The organism is Janthinobacterium glycogeni (assembly GCF_051380725.1).
Taxonomy (GTDB): domain Bacteria; phylum Pseudomonadota; class Gammaproteobacteria; order Burkholderiales; family Burkholderiaceae_D; genus Janthinobacterium.
In genome coordinates this window covers 1,060,402-1,078,333 of record NZ_JBNYXP010000001.1, presented here as the reverse complement: position 1 = coordinate 1,078,333, position 17,932 = coordinate 1,060,402, and the positions used below count along the sequence as shown (strand labels likewise).

The following is a 17,932-nucleotide window of genomic DNA, read 5'->3' as shown; positions in this document are numbered from 1 at the left end:
CATGAGCAGCCCCTCCACCACGCTGGCGAAGCCGCCAGCGTTTCCCGTGATCGACGAAAAAGTCTCCGGGCGCACCTGGCTGGCGGTCGCCGCCGGCATGCTGGGCGCCTTCATGGCGGTGCTCGACATCCAGATCACGAATTCCTCGCTCAAGGATATCCTTGGCTCGCTGTCGGCCACCCAGGAAGAGGGCTCGTGGATTTCCACGGCCTACCTGGTGGCGGAAATCATCGTCATTCCCCTCACCGCGCTGCTGGCGCGCGTGTTCGGTCTGCGTACCTACATGATCGGCACCACCGCTTTCTTCCTGCTGTTCTCCACCCTGTGCGGGGCGGCCTGGAACCTGGAAAGCATGATCGTCTTCCGCATGCTGCAGGGGTTCACGGGCGGCGCCCTGATCCCGATGGCGTTCACCCTGGTGATGCTCAAGCTGCCGGCGTCGAAGCGCGCCGTCGGCATGGCCATCTTCGGCCTGACGGCCACCCTGGCGCCAGCCATGGGCCCCACCCTGGGCGGGTATCTCTCCGAGCTGTATGGCTGGCCTTCGATCTTCTACATCAACTGGGTACCGGGCGTGCTGCTGATCGCCGGCATGATCTATGGCCTGGACAAGGAGCCGATGCAGCTCAAATTGTTCTGGAAGGCCGACTGGCTGGGCATCTTCTTCATGGCCCTGGGCCTGGGCTGCCTGACCATCTTCCTGGAAGAGGGCAATTCGAAGGACTGGTTCGACTCGGGCTTTATCATCGCCTTCGCCGCGCTGGCCCTGACGGGCATCCTGGGCTGGGTCGTCACCAGCGCCACGCGCGCCGAGCCGTTCGTCAACCTGGCCCTGTACGGCCAGCGCAATTTTCTGGTGGCCACCGTGCTGTCGGCCGTGACGGGCATGGGCCTGTATGGCTCGGCCTTTTTGCTGCCGCTGTTCCTGGGCCAGATCGCCGGCTATTCGCCGATGCAGATCGGTGAAGTCATCATGTGGGTGGGCTTGCCGCAGCTGTTCATCATGCCGTTCGTCGCCAAGCTGTCGTCCAAGGTGGACAACCGCATCCTGTGCTCGTTCGGCCTGCTGCTGTTCGGCGGTTCGTGCATGATGAATGCCTATATGGACGCTTCCACCGGCTACGACCAGCTGCTGTGGTCGCAGGTGGTGCGCGCGCTGGGCCAGCCCTTCGTCATGCTGACCTTGTCGAACTTCGCCATGAAGGGCATCGCGCCGAAGGACATGGCGTCCGCTTCGAGCCTGTTCAACATGACGCGCAACCTGGGCGGCTCGATCGGCATCGCCCTGCTGGCCACTGCCCTGAGCACCCGCGAGCACTTTCACTCGCAGCGCCTGGGCGAAGCGATCAATGCGTATTCCAGCGCCACGCAGCTGCGCATCGACCAGCTGACGTCGTCGTTCATGGCCAAGGGCTATGACGCCGTTACGGCCGGCAACCAGGCCTTGCAGGCGATCGACGGCATCGTGCGCCGCGAAGCGTATGTGATGGCTTACAACGATGGTTTCTTCCTCGTCGGCGCCATCCTGCTGGCCTGCATCGTGCCCCTGTGGCTGGCCGACAAACTCAAAGCTCCCGGTGGCGGTGGCGGCGGTCATTGACCGCGCACAGGCCGCACGTGCAGCACCTCAAGAACAAGAAGGTACACATCATGCAAACAGTATTGACGAAAATCGCGCTGGCCGCTTCCCTTGCCGTGGCGCTGTCCGCCTGCGGCACCGTGGGCCAGGATTTCACCGCCCCGGCGAATGTGGCCGGCATCGACAACGCATCGTTCCGCCACGGCGCGGCCGCGGCCGATGCCGCGCAATTGCCCAAAGAGTGGTGGAGCATCTACGGCGACGCCACCCTGGACCGTCTCGAACAGGCCGCATTGCAGGACAATCCGAGTGTCAAGGCGGCCGGCGAGCGCCTGCTGCAGGCGCTGGCGCAAAGCGGCACGGCGCGCGCCAACCAGGGACCGAGCGTCAACGTCAGCACGGGCATTTCGAACTCGCGCACTTCGGCCAACACCTCGCAGGGCCTGGCCCTGGGCAACCGCTCGATCAGCGGCAATAACTTCTCGGTGGGCGGCTCGCTGTCGTATGAAGTCGACTTGCTGGGCCGCGTCAAACGCATGGTCGAAGCGGCGGACTCGCAGGCGCTGGCGGCGCAGGCGGACCGCGACGGCGTGCTGCTGATGCTGTCGGCGCAAGTGGCCAGCAATTACTGGCAGCTGCGCGGGCTGGACGCGGAAATGGCGATCCTGAATGGCGCCCTGGACACGCGCCGCGAATCGGCGCAGCTGGTCGAGGCGCGCTTCAACGCGGGCCTGACGAATGAGCTGGACCTGGCGCGCGCGAAAGTCGAACTGTCGAACGCGCAGGCCGACCTGCATGAAGTCAAGCGCCAGCGCAACCAGCTGGAAAACAGCCTGGCCACTCTGACGGGCAAGCCGCCGTCGGCGCTGCAATTGCCGGTGGCCGCCGATCCGTCGATCTTGCCGCTGCCGCCAGGTATCCCTGTCGGCTTGCCCGCCAGCCTGCTGGCGCACCGTCCGGACCTCGTTTCCAGCGTGGCCGGCCTGCGCGCGGCGAACGCCCAAGTGGGCGTGGCCGAAGGCGCGTTTTACCCGTCGCTGCAATTGACGGGCAATTTCGGCTACGCCTCCGAAAAGCTGCGCGACCTGGCGCAGGGCGGTTCGCGCCAGTTCAGCTTTGGCCCGCTGGCCCTGTCCCTGCCGATCTTCGACGGCGGCCGCAATCAGGCGAATCTGGACCTGTCCAAGGCGCGCTATGCGGAAGCCGTGGCGAACCATGAAACGAAACTGCTGACGGCCTTGCGCGAAGTGGAGGACGCGTTGTCCGACGTGGAGCAGCGCCAGTTGCAGGGCGATGCACAAGCCCTGTCGCAGGCAGCGGCGGCGCGCGCCTACCTGGTGGCGCGCACGCGCTATGAGCGCGGCATCTCGACCTACCTCGACGTCACCGATGCCCAGCGCAGTTCGCTGGCAGCAGACCGCGCCGCCGCGCAGATCAAGACCCAGCGCCTGCTGGCGACGGTGGCCGTGGCCCGCTCACTGGGTGCCGGCTGGCAGCGTTGAAGGACACCGGATAAAACCTACTGCGCGTCGCGCTTTGCGCCCGGCGATGCTCACCGTACTAAAGTACGGTTGCTCTTCTCGGCCACAAATCACTGCCGCTCGCTACGGTTTTCTCAGGTGTCGCAATGTTAACCATGAGCAACAAATGACAAGGCTATCCAACTAGTTACGTGAGCGTGGCCGGCGGCGGTGTCGCCGCCGGCCCGTAGCGTTCCAGCAGAAAATCGATGAAGGTCGTCAGCTTCGGCGTGGGCTGGCGGTCGCGCGCATACACGAGGTGCATGGGGCGCGGCGCCGGCACGTAGTCGGCCAGCAGCGGCACCAGCCTGCCGGCGGCGATATCGCCAGCCATCAGGATTTCCGCCTGCATGACGATGCCGAAGCCGTGCAGGGCCGCCATGCGCAGGGCCTGGCCGTTGTTCGAGCGGAAGCGGCTCTCGGCCGTCACGCCATCGTGGCGCGCTTCCTTGCCGCTCAGGCGCCAGCGCATGTGGCGCGACCACTGCATGAAATCCACGCATTCGTGGCGCGCCAGGTCGTCCGGCGTACGCGGCGTGCCGTGTCTTGCCAGGTAGGCGGGCGCGGCGCAGATCACCATCGCGTAGGGCCGCAAGGGCCGCGCCACCATGCCGGAATCCTCGAGCGCGCCGATGCGGATGGCCGCATCGAATCCTTCCTCCACCAGGTCCACCATCCTGTCGTTCAGGTTCAGTTCCAGGCTCACTTCCGGATACGCATCGAGGTAGTCGGCCATCAGCGGCGCGATGCACTCGCTGCCGAAGGACACGGGCGCCGTGATCTTCAGCTTGCCGCGCGGCGCCGCGCGCATGGCTTCCGCGCCCCGTTCCGCCGCATGGATACTGGCCAGGATCTGGCGGCACTGTTCCGCATACTGCTGGCCGATTTCCGTAAGGCTTTGCCGCCGCGTCGTGCGCGCCAGCAGCCGCGCGCCCAGCCGCTCTTCCAGGTATTTGATGTGCTTGCCCACCATCACGGGTGAAATCTGGAACGCCTCGGCGGCAGCCGTGAAACTGCCCGCATCGACGACGGCGACAAACATCTCCATGCTGCGCAATTTATCCATGACGTCCTGATTGCAAACTGTAGATTAGTAATCTTGTAAATTCTAGCGTATTTATTCCTTTTTGTAAGCGGCGCATACTGGCTCCATCGTTCAACTCACACAAGGAAGCAGCATGAAAATCGTCATCATCGGCGCCAGCGGCACCATCGGCACGGCCGTCGCCGCCCAACTGGCGCAACGCCATGAAATCATCGAAGTGGGCAGCCGCAGCGGCACGCACCAGGCCGACATGAGCGACATCGCGCAGGTGCGTGCCTTGTTCAAGCGCATCGGCAAGGTCGACGCCGTCGTCGTCACGGCCGGCAAGCTGCATTTCGGTCCCCTGGCCGAATTTACGCCAGAGCAATTCCGGCTGGGTCTGGACAGCAAGCTGATGGGCCAGGTCAACGTGGCGCTGGTGGCGCAGGAATACGTGAATGACGGCGGTTCGATCACGCTCACGAGCGGCATCGTGGCCGAGCAGCCGATCCGTTTCGGCACGGCCGCCAGCATGACGAATGCGGCCGTGGAAGGCTTCGTGCGCGGCGCCGCCATTGAACTGGCGCGCGGCGTGCGCATCAATGTCGTCAGCCCCACGGTGCTGGCCGAATCGCTGGAGTCGTATGGCCCCTTCTTCTACGGTTTCGAGCCGGCCGCCGCCAGCCGCGTGGCCCTGGCCTACAGCCGCAGCGTGGAAGGGGCGCAGACGGGGCAGGTGTACAAGGTCTGGTAAGCCGCTTGCCATGCCATGGGGCAGGTGGGACAATCGCAGGCTGAACAAGGAAGCGGCCGCGCCGTGATGGTGCGGGGCGCTTGCTTGCTGTGAACCATACACCGAGGCCCCATGAAAAACATCCTGATTCCCCTGCTGCTGGCCGCCGCCGTCGGCAGCGCCTGCGCCGCGACGCCAGCCGCCGCACCAACCACCCCGGCCACCGCCGCGCAACTGACCGCCATGAGCGCCCGCTACGCGCCCGTCGCGCTGACCGCCGATGTCACGCACCTGTCCGCAGGCGACCGCCAGGCCATTGCCAAGCTGGTCGAGGCGGCCAAGCTGGTCGACGTGCTGCAGCTGCGCCAGCGCTGGTCCGGCAATGAGGCGCTGTGGGCAGCCCTGAAGACGGACAAGTCGGCCCTGGGTCAGGCCCGCCTGAATTATTTCTGGATCAACAAGGGTCCATGGTCGGTGCTCGACGCGCACGCGTCCTTCATGCCGGCCAGCTATGCGGGCATCGCCATTCCCGCGCACAAGCCGGAAGCGGGCAATTTCTATCCGCAGGGCGCCACCAAGGCCAGCCTGGAAACGTGGATGAATGGCTTGTCGCCAGACGACAAGCAGCAGGCGCAATGGTTCTTCACGACCATCCGCGCGGGCAAGGATGGAAAGTATCAGACCGTCAAGTATTCGGATGAATACAAGGTCGAGCTGAAACAGCTGGCCAAACTGCTCGACGAGGCGGCCGCCGCCACGGACAACGCGTCGCTGAAGAAGTTTTTGAGCCTGCGCGCCAAGGCTTTCCTCGACAACGACTATTTACCGTCCGACTTCGCCTGGATGGACCTCGATTCGCCCGTCGACATCACCATCGGCCCGTACGAGACGTACAACGACGAGTTGTTCGGCTACAAGGCCGCGTTCGAAGCCTATGTGAACATCCGCGACCAGGCGGAAACGCAAAAGCTCAACTTCTTCGCCAAGCACATGCAGGAACTGGAAGACAACCTGCCGCTCGACGCCCGGTACCGCAACCCGAAAGTGGGCGCGCTGGCGCCGATGGTGGTGGTCAATCAGGTGTACGGCGCCGGCGACGGCAACATGGCCGTGCAGACGGCCGCCTACAACCTGCCGAACGACGAGCGCATCATCAGCGCGCGCGGCTCCAAGCGCGTCATGCTGAAGAACGTGCAGGAAGCCAAGTTCAAGGCCACCCTGACGCCGATCTCCAAGTTGGTGCTCACGCCCGACGCGCAGCAGGATGTGGATTTCAATTCCTTCTTCACGCACATCCTCGCGCATGAAATCATGCACGGCCTGGGCCCGCATGCGACCGTGGTCGACGGCAAGCCATCGACGCCGCGCCAGGACTTGAAGGAAGCGTATTCCACCATCGAAGAAGCCAAGGCCGATATCACGGGCCTGTTCGCGCTGCGCTACATGATGGACAAGGGGCAGCTCAACGACACCCTGGGCCAGGGCGAGGCGGCTGAGCGCAAGCTGTACAACACTTTCCTTGCCTCCGGTTTCCGCACGCTGCATTTCGGCCTGACGGATTCGCATGCGCGCGGCATGGCCATTCAGATGAATTACATCCTCGACAAGGGCGGTTTTGTCTCGCTGGGCGACGGCAAGTTCGGCGTCGATTTCGGCAAGATCAAGCAGGCCGTGATCGACCTGGACCGTGAATTTTTGACCATCGAGGCGACGGGCGACTATGCGCGCGCGCAAGCGATGATGAGCAAATACGTGGTGATCCGTCCCGAAGTGCAGGTGGCGCTCGACAAGATGAAGGCCGTGCCCAACGATATCCGCCCGGAATTCGTCACGGCCCGCGCGCTGGACCAGGCGGCGAAGAAATAAGCCGGGGCTCGACTATTGTCAGTGTGAAAAGCCGGCGCCTCTGCGCCGGTTTTTTTTCGTCTTTATTTATGAAAAGTTGCCAGTTTTTCCTTGTGGAAATATCCGCGCCGCTTACCCTGCAATGGTCAATCCGCTTTTCTTCCCGCCGATCCCATGCCCAATCCGCTCTTGGCGATGCGCTTGCTCATCGTTTTGTCTGCTGTGCCCGCCGTGGCTGCCGCCCAGCTCACCGACCTGGAAACGCGCTGGCTGCAGGCGGGCCAGCCCGTCATTGCGTTTGCGCGTGCACAAGGTTTGCCCATCGATATCATCGTGCAGCCGCAGGAGACGCCCGGCGCCGTGCCGCTGGCGCTGGGCTACGAAGCAGGGCGCTGCAAGCTGGTGCTCTCCTTGCGCGGCAATGCGCAGGCGGACAGTGTCCTGCAAGGCGTGCCGGCTGCGCGCCACGGCCTGATGGTGGAAGCGATGACGGCGCATGAAATCGGCCATTGCCAGCGCTATGCGCAGGGCGACTGGCACGCCTTGCCACGCGGCTTTGTCGAGCCGCGCAGCATGCAGCGGGGCAAGTTGACACCGCTGGCGCAGGAGCTGCGCGAGACGCGCCGCGAAGAGGCCTATGCGGACCTGGTGGCCCTGGCCTGGATGCATGGACGCCACCCCGGGCAGTACGAGAAGGTGCTGGCCTGGATGCGCGGCGTGCGCGCGGCTGGCGACGGCGCAGGCGGTTCGCACGCCACGCAGGCATGGCTGGCGCTGGCCGATGGCGAGGGTGCATTTGATGACCCCGCTTCACCATTTGAACAGGCGCAAGTATTGTGGCGGAAGGGATTGAGCGGCGACAAATAAACGGTGATTTTTAGGCGAATGGACTGTCAGCGTGTGCTGTCGCACGGAGCTTTGCGCGCGGCAGGGGTCTAATCTGGGCATCAACTAACCAGAGAGGAACCATCATGAACAAAATGATCGCACTCATGCTGGCCGCCAGTGCCAGCGCTCTGCTTGCCGCCGCGCCCGCGTATGCGCAGGATGCCTCGTACAAGAGTTTGACGGACAAGGCAACGGCCGACTACAAGCAGGCCAAGGCCGCTTGCGACAGCCACAGCGGCAACGCGAAAAAAGTCTGCGTGGAAGAAGCCAGGGTGGCGCGCGCCAAGGCCGAGTCGGATGCCGTGGCCCAGTACCGCAACACGCCGCGCGAGCTGACCAAGGCCCGCAAGGACGTCGCCAATGCCGAGTATGACCTGGCCAAGGCCAAGTGCGGCGACCGCACGGGCGCCGACAAAACCACGTGCATGAACGATGCCAAGGCGGCCAAAACGGCCGCGCTGGCCGACGCCAGTACGGGCGCCAAGGCCGGCACCAACGTGGCGCAGAATCCGCCCGCCACCACGAAGGAGAATTGCGACGCCATGGATGCGACGGCCAAGGCCGCCTGCGTGGCGCGCAATGCGGCCGGCAGCACCAAGACGGCCGTGGCCGACTCCGTCATCACCACCAAGATCAAGGCGGACCTCGTCAAGGACAATGACTTGAAAGCGCTCGACGTGCACGTGGAAACGGTCAACGGCGTCGTCATGCTCAGCGGCTTCGTGCCTTCCCAGGCGCAAGTCAAGAAAGCCGCCGACCTGGCCAGGGGCGTGGAAGGCGTGACGGATGTGAAGAATGGCTTGAAGGTGAAGTAATGTTTGGGGTCAGACCCGCCGGGGGAATGCGTCCCAGTGGGACGCATTCCGATCACGCAGTGACTGACCCCATTTCATCAGCTTGAAGCCAGGACTGGAGCCGCACGCAGCAGTGTGACTCCAGTTTTTTTGATTGCATAAATTACGATCATAATATAACATGCGGGAAATCCCATCGGCCGATGCTGACCGGCATCCACGCTTTCTCTTCACTCTTTCTCATGAGGACTGCATGCTTTCCTATCCTTTTTCGCAATGGCTGGAGCGGCGCGGCATGCACTTTGCCTGGGTCATCGTCGCCATCACTTTTCTCACGGCATTGACCTCGTCTGCTGCGCTGGGCTTGCCGGGCGCGCTGATGCAACCGTTGAGCCGAGAATTCGGCTGGGATGCCGAACAGATTTCCTCGGCCCTGGCCGTGCGCTTCGTGCTGTTCGGTTTGATGGGGCCGTTTGCCGCCATCCTCATGGAGCGCTTCGGCTTGCGCAATATCATCTGCGTGGCCCTGGGGCTGATCGCTTGCGGCATGCTGCTGGCCACGCGCATGACGCAGTTCTGGCACCTGGTGGCCCTGTGGGGCATCCTGCTGGGGCTGGGTTCGGGCATGACGGCGCTGGTCCTGAGCGCCGTGGTGGCGAACCGCTGGTTCGAGACGCACCGGGGCCTGGTGGTGGGCGTGCTGACGGCCAGCTCGGCCACGGGCCAGCTGCTGTTCCTGCCCGTTGGCGCCTGGCTGATCGAGCACTACGGCTGGCGCACGGCCGTCATGCCCGTGTTTGCCGCCTGCGCCATCGTCGCCGTGCTGGCTTTCCTGTGCATGCGCAACCGGCCGCAGGACGTGGCCTTGCGTCCCTACGGCGCCGATCCGGCCACGCCGCTGACGTCGCCAGTGGCCGCAAAAATGACGTTTGCCACGCCTTTTTTGATCCTGCGCAGCGTGGCGGCGAACCGCACCTTCTGGATACTGTTCGGTACCTTTTTCATCTGCGGTCTCAGCACCAATGGCCTGATCCAGACGCACTTCATTTCCCTGTGCGGCGATTCAGGCCTGTCCGCCGTGCCGGCCGCGTCCGTGCTGGCCGTGATGGGCGCGTTCGACCTGTTCGGCACAATCCTGTCCGGCTGGCTGTCGGACCGCTATGACAACCGCAAACTGCTGTTCTGGTACTACGGCTTGCGGGGCTTGTCGCTGTTCTGGCTGCCGTATTCGGAATTCACCCTGTACGGCCTGTCGCTGTTTGCCATGTTCTATGGCCTGGACTGGATCGCCACCGTGCCGCCCACCGTCAAATTGGTGGGCGCCACGTTCGGCCGGGAGCGGGCGGGCATGGTGTTTGGCTGGATCTTCGCGGGCCACCAGCTGGGCGCCGCCGTGGCCGCGTATGGCGCGGGCCGCATCCGCACCCTGATGCTGACTTACAACCCGGCCCTGTTCGCCGCTGGCGCCGCCTGCCTGCTGGCCGCGCTGCTGGTGCTGGCGATACGGCGCCAGAAAGCGGCCGTGGCCGCTGCCCAGAGCGCATGAAAAAAGCCAGGCCCGCATGCGCGGAGCCTGGCTTTTCAAGAAGCGTACAGCGTGATTATTTTAAATACTTCGCCAGCCAGCCTTCCACTTCGCTATAGAAGAAGCGGCTGTTCTCGCCTTTTAAAATCCAGTGGTTTTCGTCCGGGAATACCAGCAATTTTGCCGGCACGTTCAGGCGCTGTTGCACGGCAAAGTTCATCAAGGCATTGTTGGCCGGCACGCGGTAATCGAGCTCGCCCACGGTGATCAGGATTGGTGTCGTGAAACCCGTGCCTTTTTCGTGGTTGCCCGCTTGCATGACCGGGCTTTGATCGCGCCACACGGGCAGGTTGGACCAGACGGGGCCGCCTGCATTCGTTTCACGGCCGAAACCGCCATCGCTGGTGCCCCACTGCATGATGAGATCCATTTCGCCCGCGTGCGAGACGATGGCCTTGTAGCGCGTGGTGGTCGCCTGCAGCCAGTTGGCCAGGTGGCCGCCATAGCTGGCGCCGCCGGCCGCCAGTTTCGTGCCGTCGATGAACGGGTATTTCTTGATGGCTTCATCGACACCCTGGTTGACCTCCTCGCCCGGACCTTTCAAGGGGTCGAACTGAATCGAGCGCGCAAATTCCTCGCCGTAGCCGGTGGAACCCTTGTAGTCCGTCAGCAGCACGACATAGCCGGGTTTGGCCAATAAATGGTAGTTCCAGCGCAGCACGAACTGGTCGCGCCACATGCTGGCCGCGCCGCCGTGGATGACGGTAAACAGCGGGTATTTCTTGTTCGGATCGAAATTGGCCGGCTTGACGAGCATATTGTGGATCTGGCGGCCGTCGGCCGTCGTGAACCAGAAGTGCTCGGGCGCCTGCCAGTCGATCTTGCTCGCTTTCTCCGTGTTGAAGGCCGTCAGGCGCTTCGGCTGCTTGCCGTTGAAGGCATAGATTTCCGGCGGGTTGATGGCGGACTCCCACACGCCGACCAGGGCCTTGCCGCCGCTGCTCAGCGAGTTGATGGTGCCCGTCGGCAAGGATGGTTCCTCGCGCACCTCGCCGCCCCTGGCGTCGATCGAGTACAGCTTTTCCAGGCCAGCATGTTCATAGCTGAAGAGGACGCGCTTGCCGCCTTCGGGCAGCACGAAGCGGGAAATTGAACGGTCCAGCTTGGCCGTCAGGATGCTCGGCACAGGGTTGCTCATCGGCCAGGCGAAGCTGGCCAGGCGTTTCACGTCATACACCTTGCCCGGCGTTTGCGCGTCGCTCAGGGCGAACAGGGTCTTGCCATCGGCGGCGAATTTCAGGGAGCCGTAGCTATGTTGGTCCTGCGTCAAGCGCTGCGCTTCGCCGCCCGCCACGGGCAGCAGATACAGTTGCGAGTAGACGGCTTCGCGCTGGGCCGCATCGCGGTTGGTGGCCGCGTTGAAGACGACGGCCTTGCCGTCCGGCGTCCAGACGGCGTCCAGCGATTGTCCCTCGTCGCCCTGGCCGCCGCCAAAGCCCGGCAGCGCCACCAGTTGCGTGCCCGACAGGATATCGCGCGCGGTGTTGTCACCTCGTGCAGCGACGTCGGCATCGATGATGAACAGGCGCACCTGTTTGTCGGTCAGCCACTTGTCGAAGTAGCGGGGCGCCGTCGTTTCATACGAACGGGCGCTGACCTTGCGCTCCTTGCGCTCCTTCGCGCTTTGCTTGACGTCGGCTTCCGTCTTGTTGCCCGGATAGATGTCGCTGATGAACAGCAATTGCTTGCCGTCCGGGCTCCATTTCGGCATGCGCGCACCGAGGGTGAGCGAGGTCAGGCGTTGTGCTTCGCCGCCAGCGGCCACGTCGAGGCGGTAGATCTGTCCCGCTTCATCGCCGTCGCGCTTGGCGACAAACACCAGCTGGCGGCTGTCCGGCGACCAGGCCACGGCGCTTTCGCCGCCCTTGGAGAACGTGAGGCGGCGCGGGGCGCTGTCATCAAGCAGCGACTTGATCCACAGGTCCGACCATTGCTCTTGGCTAGAGTAGGCGCTGTCGACCACGGAGAACACGGCCCACTTTCCATCGGGGCTGGCGACGGGCGCGCCCACCCGTTTCATCAGCCACACGTCTTCATGCGTGATGGCATGTCTGGCCTGCGAGCCGGGAACTGGGGTAGTGGCCTTGGTATCGGCGGCGTGGACGGTCGTTGCCAGCGAGGCGCAGGCCGCTGCGATCAGCAGGGAGCCGAGGGAACGGCGAAGACGGGGTGAGGTCATGGGCGTGGTCCGGGTAGTGAAAAAAGTACAGCGGGCAACATTATTGCCCATCGTTTCCTGCACTGCCAAGGCTGAGTACCGTTACTTACCAGGCGGGATGGGCGCGTATCGGGCGGGCGCGGCCTGGCTGATCAGTTAAACTTGCCGCTTTACTCACGCTGGCGCCTATCCAACATGAAAATTTGTCTACCCTTATTGAAAACGCTCTTGCTGGGGGCGGGCGCGCTGCTGGCCAGTCCGGTTTTTGCCGCCGCCGCCGCACCGTACCCGAATACCAGCGCCATGGGCGTGGGTCATGCGGAAAGCACGGCCTGGTATGCGGCTTGTCTGAAGGTCAAGGATGCGGCGCCGCCGCCGGCCGACCAGCCGGCGCCGTCGGCCGCGGCGTCGCTGCAGCAGTGCCAGGCAACGGACCTGTATTACGATACCAAGAGTATGTCCTCGCCCAAGCCGGCCGACTGGCGTCCCGCGCGCCATTGCGCCATGGCCACGCAGAATAGCGCCGTCTTGATGATGCTGTACCAGAATGGACAGGGTGTGCAGAAGGACCCGTTGCTGGCGCTCAAGTATGCGTGCAGCATCGATGCGGCGCCGGCCGAGATGCAGGGCCGCATCGAACATTTGCAGCAGATTAACGCCAGCGGGCGCGGCCTGATCGATTTGTGCGACGACATCACCAGCGGCTACATGATGGGCGTGTGCAGCGCCATCGATGCGCGGCAAAAGCAGCGCGTGCGCGCGCAGGCGGCAGGCAAGGTCAGCGCAAGCATGCCTGCCGTGGCGCAAGCGTCGCTGCAAAAGCTGCAGGCAGCAGCAAGCAAGTTTGCCGATGCGCGCGCGGCCAACGAAACGGACTTGAGCGGCACGGCGCGCGCCGCCCAGAGTATCGCGGCCCGCACGGCCGAGCTCGATCTGCTGGCGCACGATCTGCGCGAATACGAGGCGGGCAAGCTGCCGCCAAGCATGACCAAGGAACAGGCGGCGGCGCTCGACAAGGAACTCAACGCCATCTACGGCAAGCTCATGAAGAAGCCGGCGGAAACCCATGCGGGCGCCGTGGACAAGGATGGCATCCGCGCCACCCAGCGCCTGTGGCTGGCCTACCGCGATGCCTGGATGAACTTTGGCGCCGTGCGCTATCCGTCCGTCACCAGCGAAACGTGGGCCGGCCGCCTGACGTCGCGGCGTAATGCGCAACTGCAAGATTTGCTGGAGAATTAAGCCATGCGGGAAGCGTATTACCACGAAGACGATTTTTGCATGATCGAACTCTTGCCATTGGATAACTTGCAGCACTGTTTGACGCAGATGGGCGAGGGCGAGCAGCAGGCGTTCGCCGACGCGCACCGCAGCGGCGCCGGCTGGACGGACATGTATGTGATCAAGGCGGCACCTTCGCCACTGTCCGTCCTGGGCATGACGGCGGACCAGCTGCGCCTGGCGCTGGCCGACGCCTTGCCGCCGTATGACGCCGTCTACACGGGCTACAGCAGTTACCGGGTGGAATGCAAGAACGTGCTGGCCTTTGGCGGCGACAAGACGGAAACATTATTCGCCGGCCTGGACGAGCACGGCATCGTGTGCGACCTGTGGTGCAGCGATGGCATGCCCGAGTTCATGCTGCTGCCCATGAAAGAGCAGTTGCTGCTGGCCGACTGGGGCGCGGGCGTTGCGTGTCCGCTGGCCGATGGGGAACTGTTTGCCCGCTACTTGCAGGAATACGAACTCGGCTGATTACTCGCAGGCGATGGCGTTCGGCTGCGCCACCTTGACCACCGACGCCAGGCGCGCCATATCGTTGCCGTCGCCTTGCTCGACATACGGTTGATAGCTGTCGATGATGATGCGCGCACGCGCCTGCCAGCCGCAATTGTCGGCCTGGCGCGCGGGCACGCGCAGCAGGCGGCGCGCCTCGCCATCGTTGGAAAAGCAAAACCATATCTCATGCCGGGCGGCCGGGCGGGGCAGGCGCCCCCATTGTGCCTTGTCGGGCGCGAAGCAGACGCGGTTGCCGATGATCTCCAGGCTCATCTCATCCGTGCGCGCGGTGTACTGGCCGTCGAGCACGATGGGCGTTTGCGCCTGGGCGGACAGGCAGGCGGTGGTGAGGAGGAGGGCGGCAAGTTTCATGCGTTTCTTTCATGGCTGGCAAGACGAAGAGCCAGTATAACCGTGAGGCCGGAAACGCAAAAAAGCCAATCCCGGAGGATTGGCTTTTTGGTACTGCGCATTCGTGGTAGGCCGTGCGGGATTCGAACCTGCGACCAACGGATTAAAAGTCCGCTGCTCTACCAGCTGAGCTAACGACCCGAAAGAGGCCGCATTATATATCAGTTGAAAAAGAATGCAAAGTATTCCTGCACGAAAAAGAATATGGCTCAATGCAGGGCTGCGGTGAGCTTGAGCACTTCATCGATGCTGGTCGTGCCATCGATGATCTTGCGCGCGCCGGCAAGGCGCAGCGGCGTCATGCCGTCAAGCAGGCTCTGGCGGCGCAAGGCGTGCAGGTCGGCGCCTGCCTTGACCAGCTGGCCGAACGCTTCCGTCACGCAGAGCAGTTCATAGATGCCGGCGCGCCCCAGGTAACCGCTGTGCCGGCACAGGGTGCAGCCGACGGGCCGGTACGCTTCCTGGGGCCGTTCCAGCTGGCCGCCCGTCAGGCGCTGCCAGGCAGCGTCGTCCGGGGTGGCGCCCGGCTGCTTGCAGCCCGGGCACAGGCAGCGCAGCAGGCGCTGCGCCAGCACGCCGGCCAGGCACGCCTCCAGCAGATAGGCGGGCACGCCCAGCTCCAGCAGGCGCATGACGGCGGAAGGGGCGTCGTTGGTGTGCAGGGTCGACAGCACCAGGTGTCCCGTCAGCGCCGCCTGGATGGCCATCTCGGCCGTGGCCAGGTCGCGGATTTCGCCCACCATGATGATGTCGGGGTCTTGCCGCATCAGCGCCCGCACGCCGTCGGCAAACGACAGCTCGATGCCGGCCTGGGTTTGCACCTGCATCTGGTTGAAGGCCGGTTCGACCATTTCGATGGGGTCTTCCACCGTGCACACATTGACTTCGCTGCCGGCCAGCGCCTTCAGGGTGCTGTACAGGGTGCTGGTCTTGCCCGAGCCGGTGGGGCCCGTCACCAGCACGATGCCGTGCGTGCGCGATGTCAGCTGGCGCCAGCGTTCGGCGTCCGCGGGCGGAAAGCCCAGCTCGCCCAGGCTCTTGACGGCCACTTCCGGGTCGAAGATGCGCATGACGAGCTTTTCGCCGAAGGCCGTGGGCAAGGTCGACAGGCGCAGCTCGATTTCCTGGCCCTGCGCATTGCGCGTCTTGATGCGGCCATCCTGCGGGCGGCGTTTTTCCACCACGTCCATGCGTCCGAGCAACTTGATGCGCGCCGTCATGGCCAGCATGACGACGGGCGGCAGCTGGTAGGCCTGGTGCAGGCGGCCGTCGATGCGCAGGCGCACGAGGCCCGCGTCGCGTTTCGGTTCCAGATGGATGTCGGACGCGCGCTGGGCAAACGCGTATTGCCACAGCCAGTCGACGATGCGCACCACGTGCTGGTCGTTGGCGTCCAGGTTGCCCTTGTTGCGCCCCAGTTCCACCAGTTGCTCGAAGTTGTGGCGCAGCGCCATGTCTTGCGTGGACGCCTGCCGGGCCACCTTGACGGAACTGGCCAGGCTGAAAAATTGCGCGATGGCGTCGGCGATGTGCAGCGGGTTGGCGATGACCAGGCTCAGCTTGCGCGGCGCCAGGTTGCCCAGCTGCGCCTGCCAGGCGAGCGCGTAGGGCTGGGCCGTGGCGATGACGATGCGTTCCACAGTGCTTTCCACGGGCAGGATGTTGAAGCGGGCCGCATAGCCGGCCGTCATGACGTCGGCCACCTGGCTGAAATCGATGTGCAGGGGATCGATGCGCAGATACGGCAAGCACGCGCGTTGCGCCAGCCACGCGCACAGTGCGTCGAGCGTCAGTGCGCCGTGGGCGATGCTGCACAGCGGATGCAAGGCGGGCGCCGGCAGCAGGGCGGCCTGGGCGTTGATGGCGGCCGCTTGCGCAGCGTCGAGCAGGCCGTCATCCTGCAGCCAGGCCAGCAGTTGCGGCAGTTCCAGCGGCGTGTCGGAAGAGGTGGAAGAGGGAGGAGGGGAAGCGGGCATGGCCGGCGTCTTTCAGGACTGCCGGCCTTGCCTGGGAGTGCCGGCGCTTACAGGGTGCTGACGATGCCCTTGACCCAGGACTTGGCGGGCAGCTTGGTCTCGGCGACGATCTGCTTGGCGCGCTCGAGCAGGGCCGCTTGCGCTTCCGTATCGAGTGCCACTTTTGTCTTGAAAGCGATCGCCACCACGTTCCCATCATGGACTTCCGGCAGGCAGATCACCTGTTCAAACGCAAACTTCATCGCCTTGATGTTCTTCGCGTAGCTGGGATGGTCGCCGAACAGGTTGACCGTCATGATGCCGTGCGGCGCCAGGCAGGCGCAGCAGGCGGTATAGAAGTCGGCGCTGTCGAGCACGGGACCGCGCGCCGTGGCGTCGTACAGGTCCACCTGCAGGGCGTCCAGGGTGCCGTGGTTGGCGTCGTCGTTGACATAGTCGAGCGCATCCATCTCGCGCACATGCAGGCGCTCGTCGTTGGGCGGCAGCTTGAACATCGATTCGCAGATGGTGATGACGGACGGGTTCAGTTCGATGGCCTCGACTTGCGCCTGCGGGAACTGGCGGTAGCAGAACTTGGTCAGCGCGGCCGTGCCCAGGCCCAGCTGGGCGAGACGCTGCGGCTGTTCGATCCACAGCATCCACGCCATCATCTGCTGCGCGTATTCGAGCTCCGGCCAGTCCGGCTTGCGGATGCGCATGGCGCCCTGCACCCATTCCGTGCCGAAATGCAGATAGCGCACGCCATCCATTTCCGACAGGGTGACAGGGGCATAGCGGGGCTTGCGCGCAGGGCGCGAGGATTCGACTTGTTCGATGGATTTTCGTTTGATAAGCATAAGGCGGCCTGAAAGTGTGCCGCATTATAGCCCGCGCCGGGGCGCCATAAAAAATGCCAGCCCCATGAGAAAGACATGGGGCTGGCATTTTAGTACTGAGTAACAACGCTTGACAGAAGCGTCGCGAGCGGAAGGCAGAGGTGGCCGAGAAGCGCAACCGTACTCCAGTACGGTGAGCATCGCAGGCCACCTATGCCGACGCGCAGCAGCTTATGTCAGGCGTTACTGTTGAGCCGGCTCGATCGAGACGCGCAGGCGGATGCGTTCGCCCGGATCGTAGGACATGATGCTCGTGTAGTTGCGGCCGCGGTAGTCGTAGGTGACCTGGTAGCCGTTGTTGCGCGATTCCCAGTGGTCGACCTGGCGGCACTGCTTGACGGCTTGTTCCTGCATGCCGCCCTGGTAATTGTTCTGGTTGTCGACCCGGTCACCCACGACGGCGCCGGCAATCGCGCCGGCGGCGGCGGCGGCCGTGCGGCCATTGCCGCCACCGACCTGGCTACCGAGCAGGGCGCCGGCGATACCGCCGACGATGGAGCCGCCAGCGCTGCGCTGTTGCGGCGGTGCCTGCACTTGCACGTATTCCGTACGGCATTCCTGGCGTGGACGGTTGATCTGTTCCACTTGCGGCACGACGCGTACGACTTTGCCGAAATCTTCAAAGTCGGCGGCCTGGGCGAGTGGCAATGTGCCGAGACAAACGGCTGACAACATCAATTTGGCTTGCAAGTTCATTTGTAACCTCGTTATCTAGAGAATCTTTCAGGGTATTTTTTACAACTTGGGACTATAGTAATCCCGCCA

15 protein-coding genes and 1 tRNA gene are annotated in these 17,932 nt (G+C 64.0%); 9 read left to right on the top strand and 7 right to left on the bottom strand.

What is annotated here, in order from left to right; genetic code table 11:
- The first annotated feature begins 1 nt into the window (after position 1).
- Positions 2 to 1,600 (top strand): DHA2 family efflux MFS transporter permease subunit, encoded by a 1,599-nt coding sequence (locus ACQ4W4_RS04980; RefSeq protein WP_436541001.1) that lies wholly within the window; start codon positions 2 to 4, stop codon positions 1,598 to 1,600.
- A 50-nt stretch (positions 1,601 to 1,650) separates the two neighbouring features.
- Positions 1,651 to 3,081, top strand: a complete 1,431-nt coding sequence (locus ACQ4W4_RS04975) for an efflux transporter outer membrane subunit (protein ID WP_436541000.1) — start codon at positions 1,651 to 1,653, stop codon at positions 3,079 to 3,081.
- A 166-nt stretch (positions 3,082 to 3,247) separates the two neighbouring features.
- Here ACQ4W4_RS04975 and ACQ4W4_RS04970 read toward each other — a convergent pair whose 3' ends face one another.
- The gene (locus ACQ4W4_RS04970) at positions 3,248 to 4,165 is read right to left on the bottom strand and encodes a LysR family transcriptional regulator (RefSeq protein WP_436540999.1); all 918 of its coding nucleotides are present in this window, start codon (positions 4,163 to 4,165) and stop codon (positions 3,248 to 3,250) included.
- A 112-nt stretch (positions 4,166 to 4,277) separates the two neighbouring features.
- Here ACQ4W4_RS04970 and ACQ4W4_RS04965 point away from each other — a divergent pair, with 112 nt between their 5' ends.
- The 5 genes from ACQ4W4_RS04965 to ACQ4W4_RS04945 all read left to right on the top strand — a co-directional run bounded on the left by ACQ4W4_RS04965 (position 4,278) and on the right by ACQ4W4_RS04945 (position 9,929).
- A complete protein-coding gene (locus ACQ4W4_RS04965; RefSeq protein ID WP_436540998.1) occupies positions 4,278 to 4,877 on the top strand; it encodes a short chain dehydrogenase in 600 nt (199 codons plus the stop codon).
- Between the two features lie 111 nt (positions 4,878 to 4,988).
- On the top strand, positions 4,989 to 6,722 hold the full coding sequence (locus tag ACQ4W4_RS04960; RefSeq protein ID WP_436540997.1) for a dipeptidyl-peptidase 3 family protein: 1,734 nt from the start codon (positions 4,989 to 4,991) through the stop codon (positions 6,720 to 6,722).
- 153 nt (positions 6,723 to 6,875) lie between these two features.
- Positions 6,876 to 7,568, top strand: a complete 693-nt coding sequence (locus ACQ4W4_RS04955; RefSeq protein ID WP_436540996.1) for a hypothetical protein — start codon at positions 6,876 to 6,878, stop codon at positions 7,566 to 7,568.
- 104 nt (positions 7,569 to 7,672) lie between these two features.
- Entirely contained in the window at positions 7,673 to 8,404 is a 732-nt protein-coding gene (locus ACQ4W4_RS04950) for a BON domain-containing protein (RefSeq protein WP_436540995.1), read from the top strand.
- Positions 8,405 to 8,636: 232 nt separating this feature from the next.
- Positions 8,637 to 9,929 carry an MFS transporter gene (locus ACQ4W4_RS04945; RefSeq protein WP_436540994.1) on the top strand — a complete coding sequence of 431 codons (1,293 nt, stop codon included), beginning with the start codon at positions 8,637 to 8,639 and terminating at the stop codon, positions 9,927 to 9,929.
- Between the two features lie 55 nt (positions 9,930 to 9,984).
- On the opposite strand, the gene ACQ4W4_RS04940 is transcribed toward ACQ4W4_RS04945, so the two are convergent.
- Positions 9,985 to 12,147: a prolyl oligopeptidase family serine peptidase gene (locus ACQ4W4_RS04940; protein WP_436540993.1), complete on the bottom strand. Its 2,163-nt coding sequence runs from the start codon at positions 12,145 to 12,147 to the stop codon at positions 9,985 to 9,987.
- A 174-nt stretch (positions 12,148 to 12,321) separates the two neighbouring features.
- Here ACQ4W4_RS04940 and ACQ4W4_RS04935 point away from each other — a divergent pair, with 174 nt between their 5' ends.
- Both ACQ4W4_RS04935 and ACQ4W4_RS04930 read left to right on the top strand, forming a co-directional pair.
- Positions 12,322 to 13,368, top strand: a complete 1,047-nt coding sequence (locus ACQ4W4_RS04935) for a lysozyme inhibitor LprI family protein (protein ID WP_436540992.1) — start codon at positions 12,322 to 12,324, stop codon at positions 13,366 to 13,368.
- A gap of 39 nt (positions 13,369 to 13,407) precedes the next feature.
- The gene (locus tag ACQ4W4_RS04930) at positions 13,408 to 13,881 is read left to right on the top strand and encodes a hypothetical protein (protein WP_436540991.1); all 474 of its coding nucleotides are present in this window, start codon (positions 13,408 to 13,410) and stop codon (positions 13,879 to 13,881) included.
- Here ACQ4W4_RS04930 and ACQ4W4_RS04925 read toward each other — a convergent pair whose 3' ends face one another.
- From ACQ4W4_RS04925 to ACQ4W4_RS04905, 5 genes are all read right to left on the bottom strand, one after another.
- Positions 13,882 to 14,277, bottom strand: a complete 396-nt coding sequence (locus ACQ4W4_RS04925) for a hypothetical protein (protein WP_436540990.1) — start codon at positions 14,275 to 14,277, stop codon at positions 13,882 to 13,884.
- Between the two features lie 104 nt (positions 14,278 to 14,381).
- Positions 14,382 to 14,457 (bottom strand) — tRNA-Lys (locus tag ACQ4W4_RS04920).
- A gap of 68 nt (positions 14,458 to 14,525) precedes the next feature.
- Entirely contained in the window at positions 14,526 to 16,292 is a 1,767-nt protein-coding gene (locus ACQ4W4_RS04915; protein WP_436540989.1) for a GspE/PulE family protein, read from the bottom strand.
- Between the two features lie 47 nt (positions 16,293 to 16,339).
- Complete coding sequence (locus ACQ4W4_RS04910) at positions 16,340 to 17,128, bottom strand: class I SAM-dependent methyltransferase (protein WP_436540988.1); 789 nt, start codon at positions 17,126 to 17,128, stop codon at positions 16,340 to 16,342.
- A 222-nt stretch (positions 17,129 to 17,350) separates the two neighbouring features.
- Positions 17,351 to 17,863: a glycine zipper 2TM domain-containing protein gene (locus ACQ4W4_RS04905; RefSeq protein WP_070224495.1), complete on the bottom strand. Its 513-nt coding sequence runs from the start codon at positions 17,861 to 17,863 to the stop codon at positions 17,351 to 17,353.
- Positions 17,864 to 17,932: the final 69 nt, after the last annotated feature.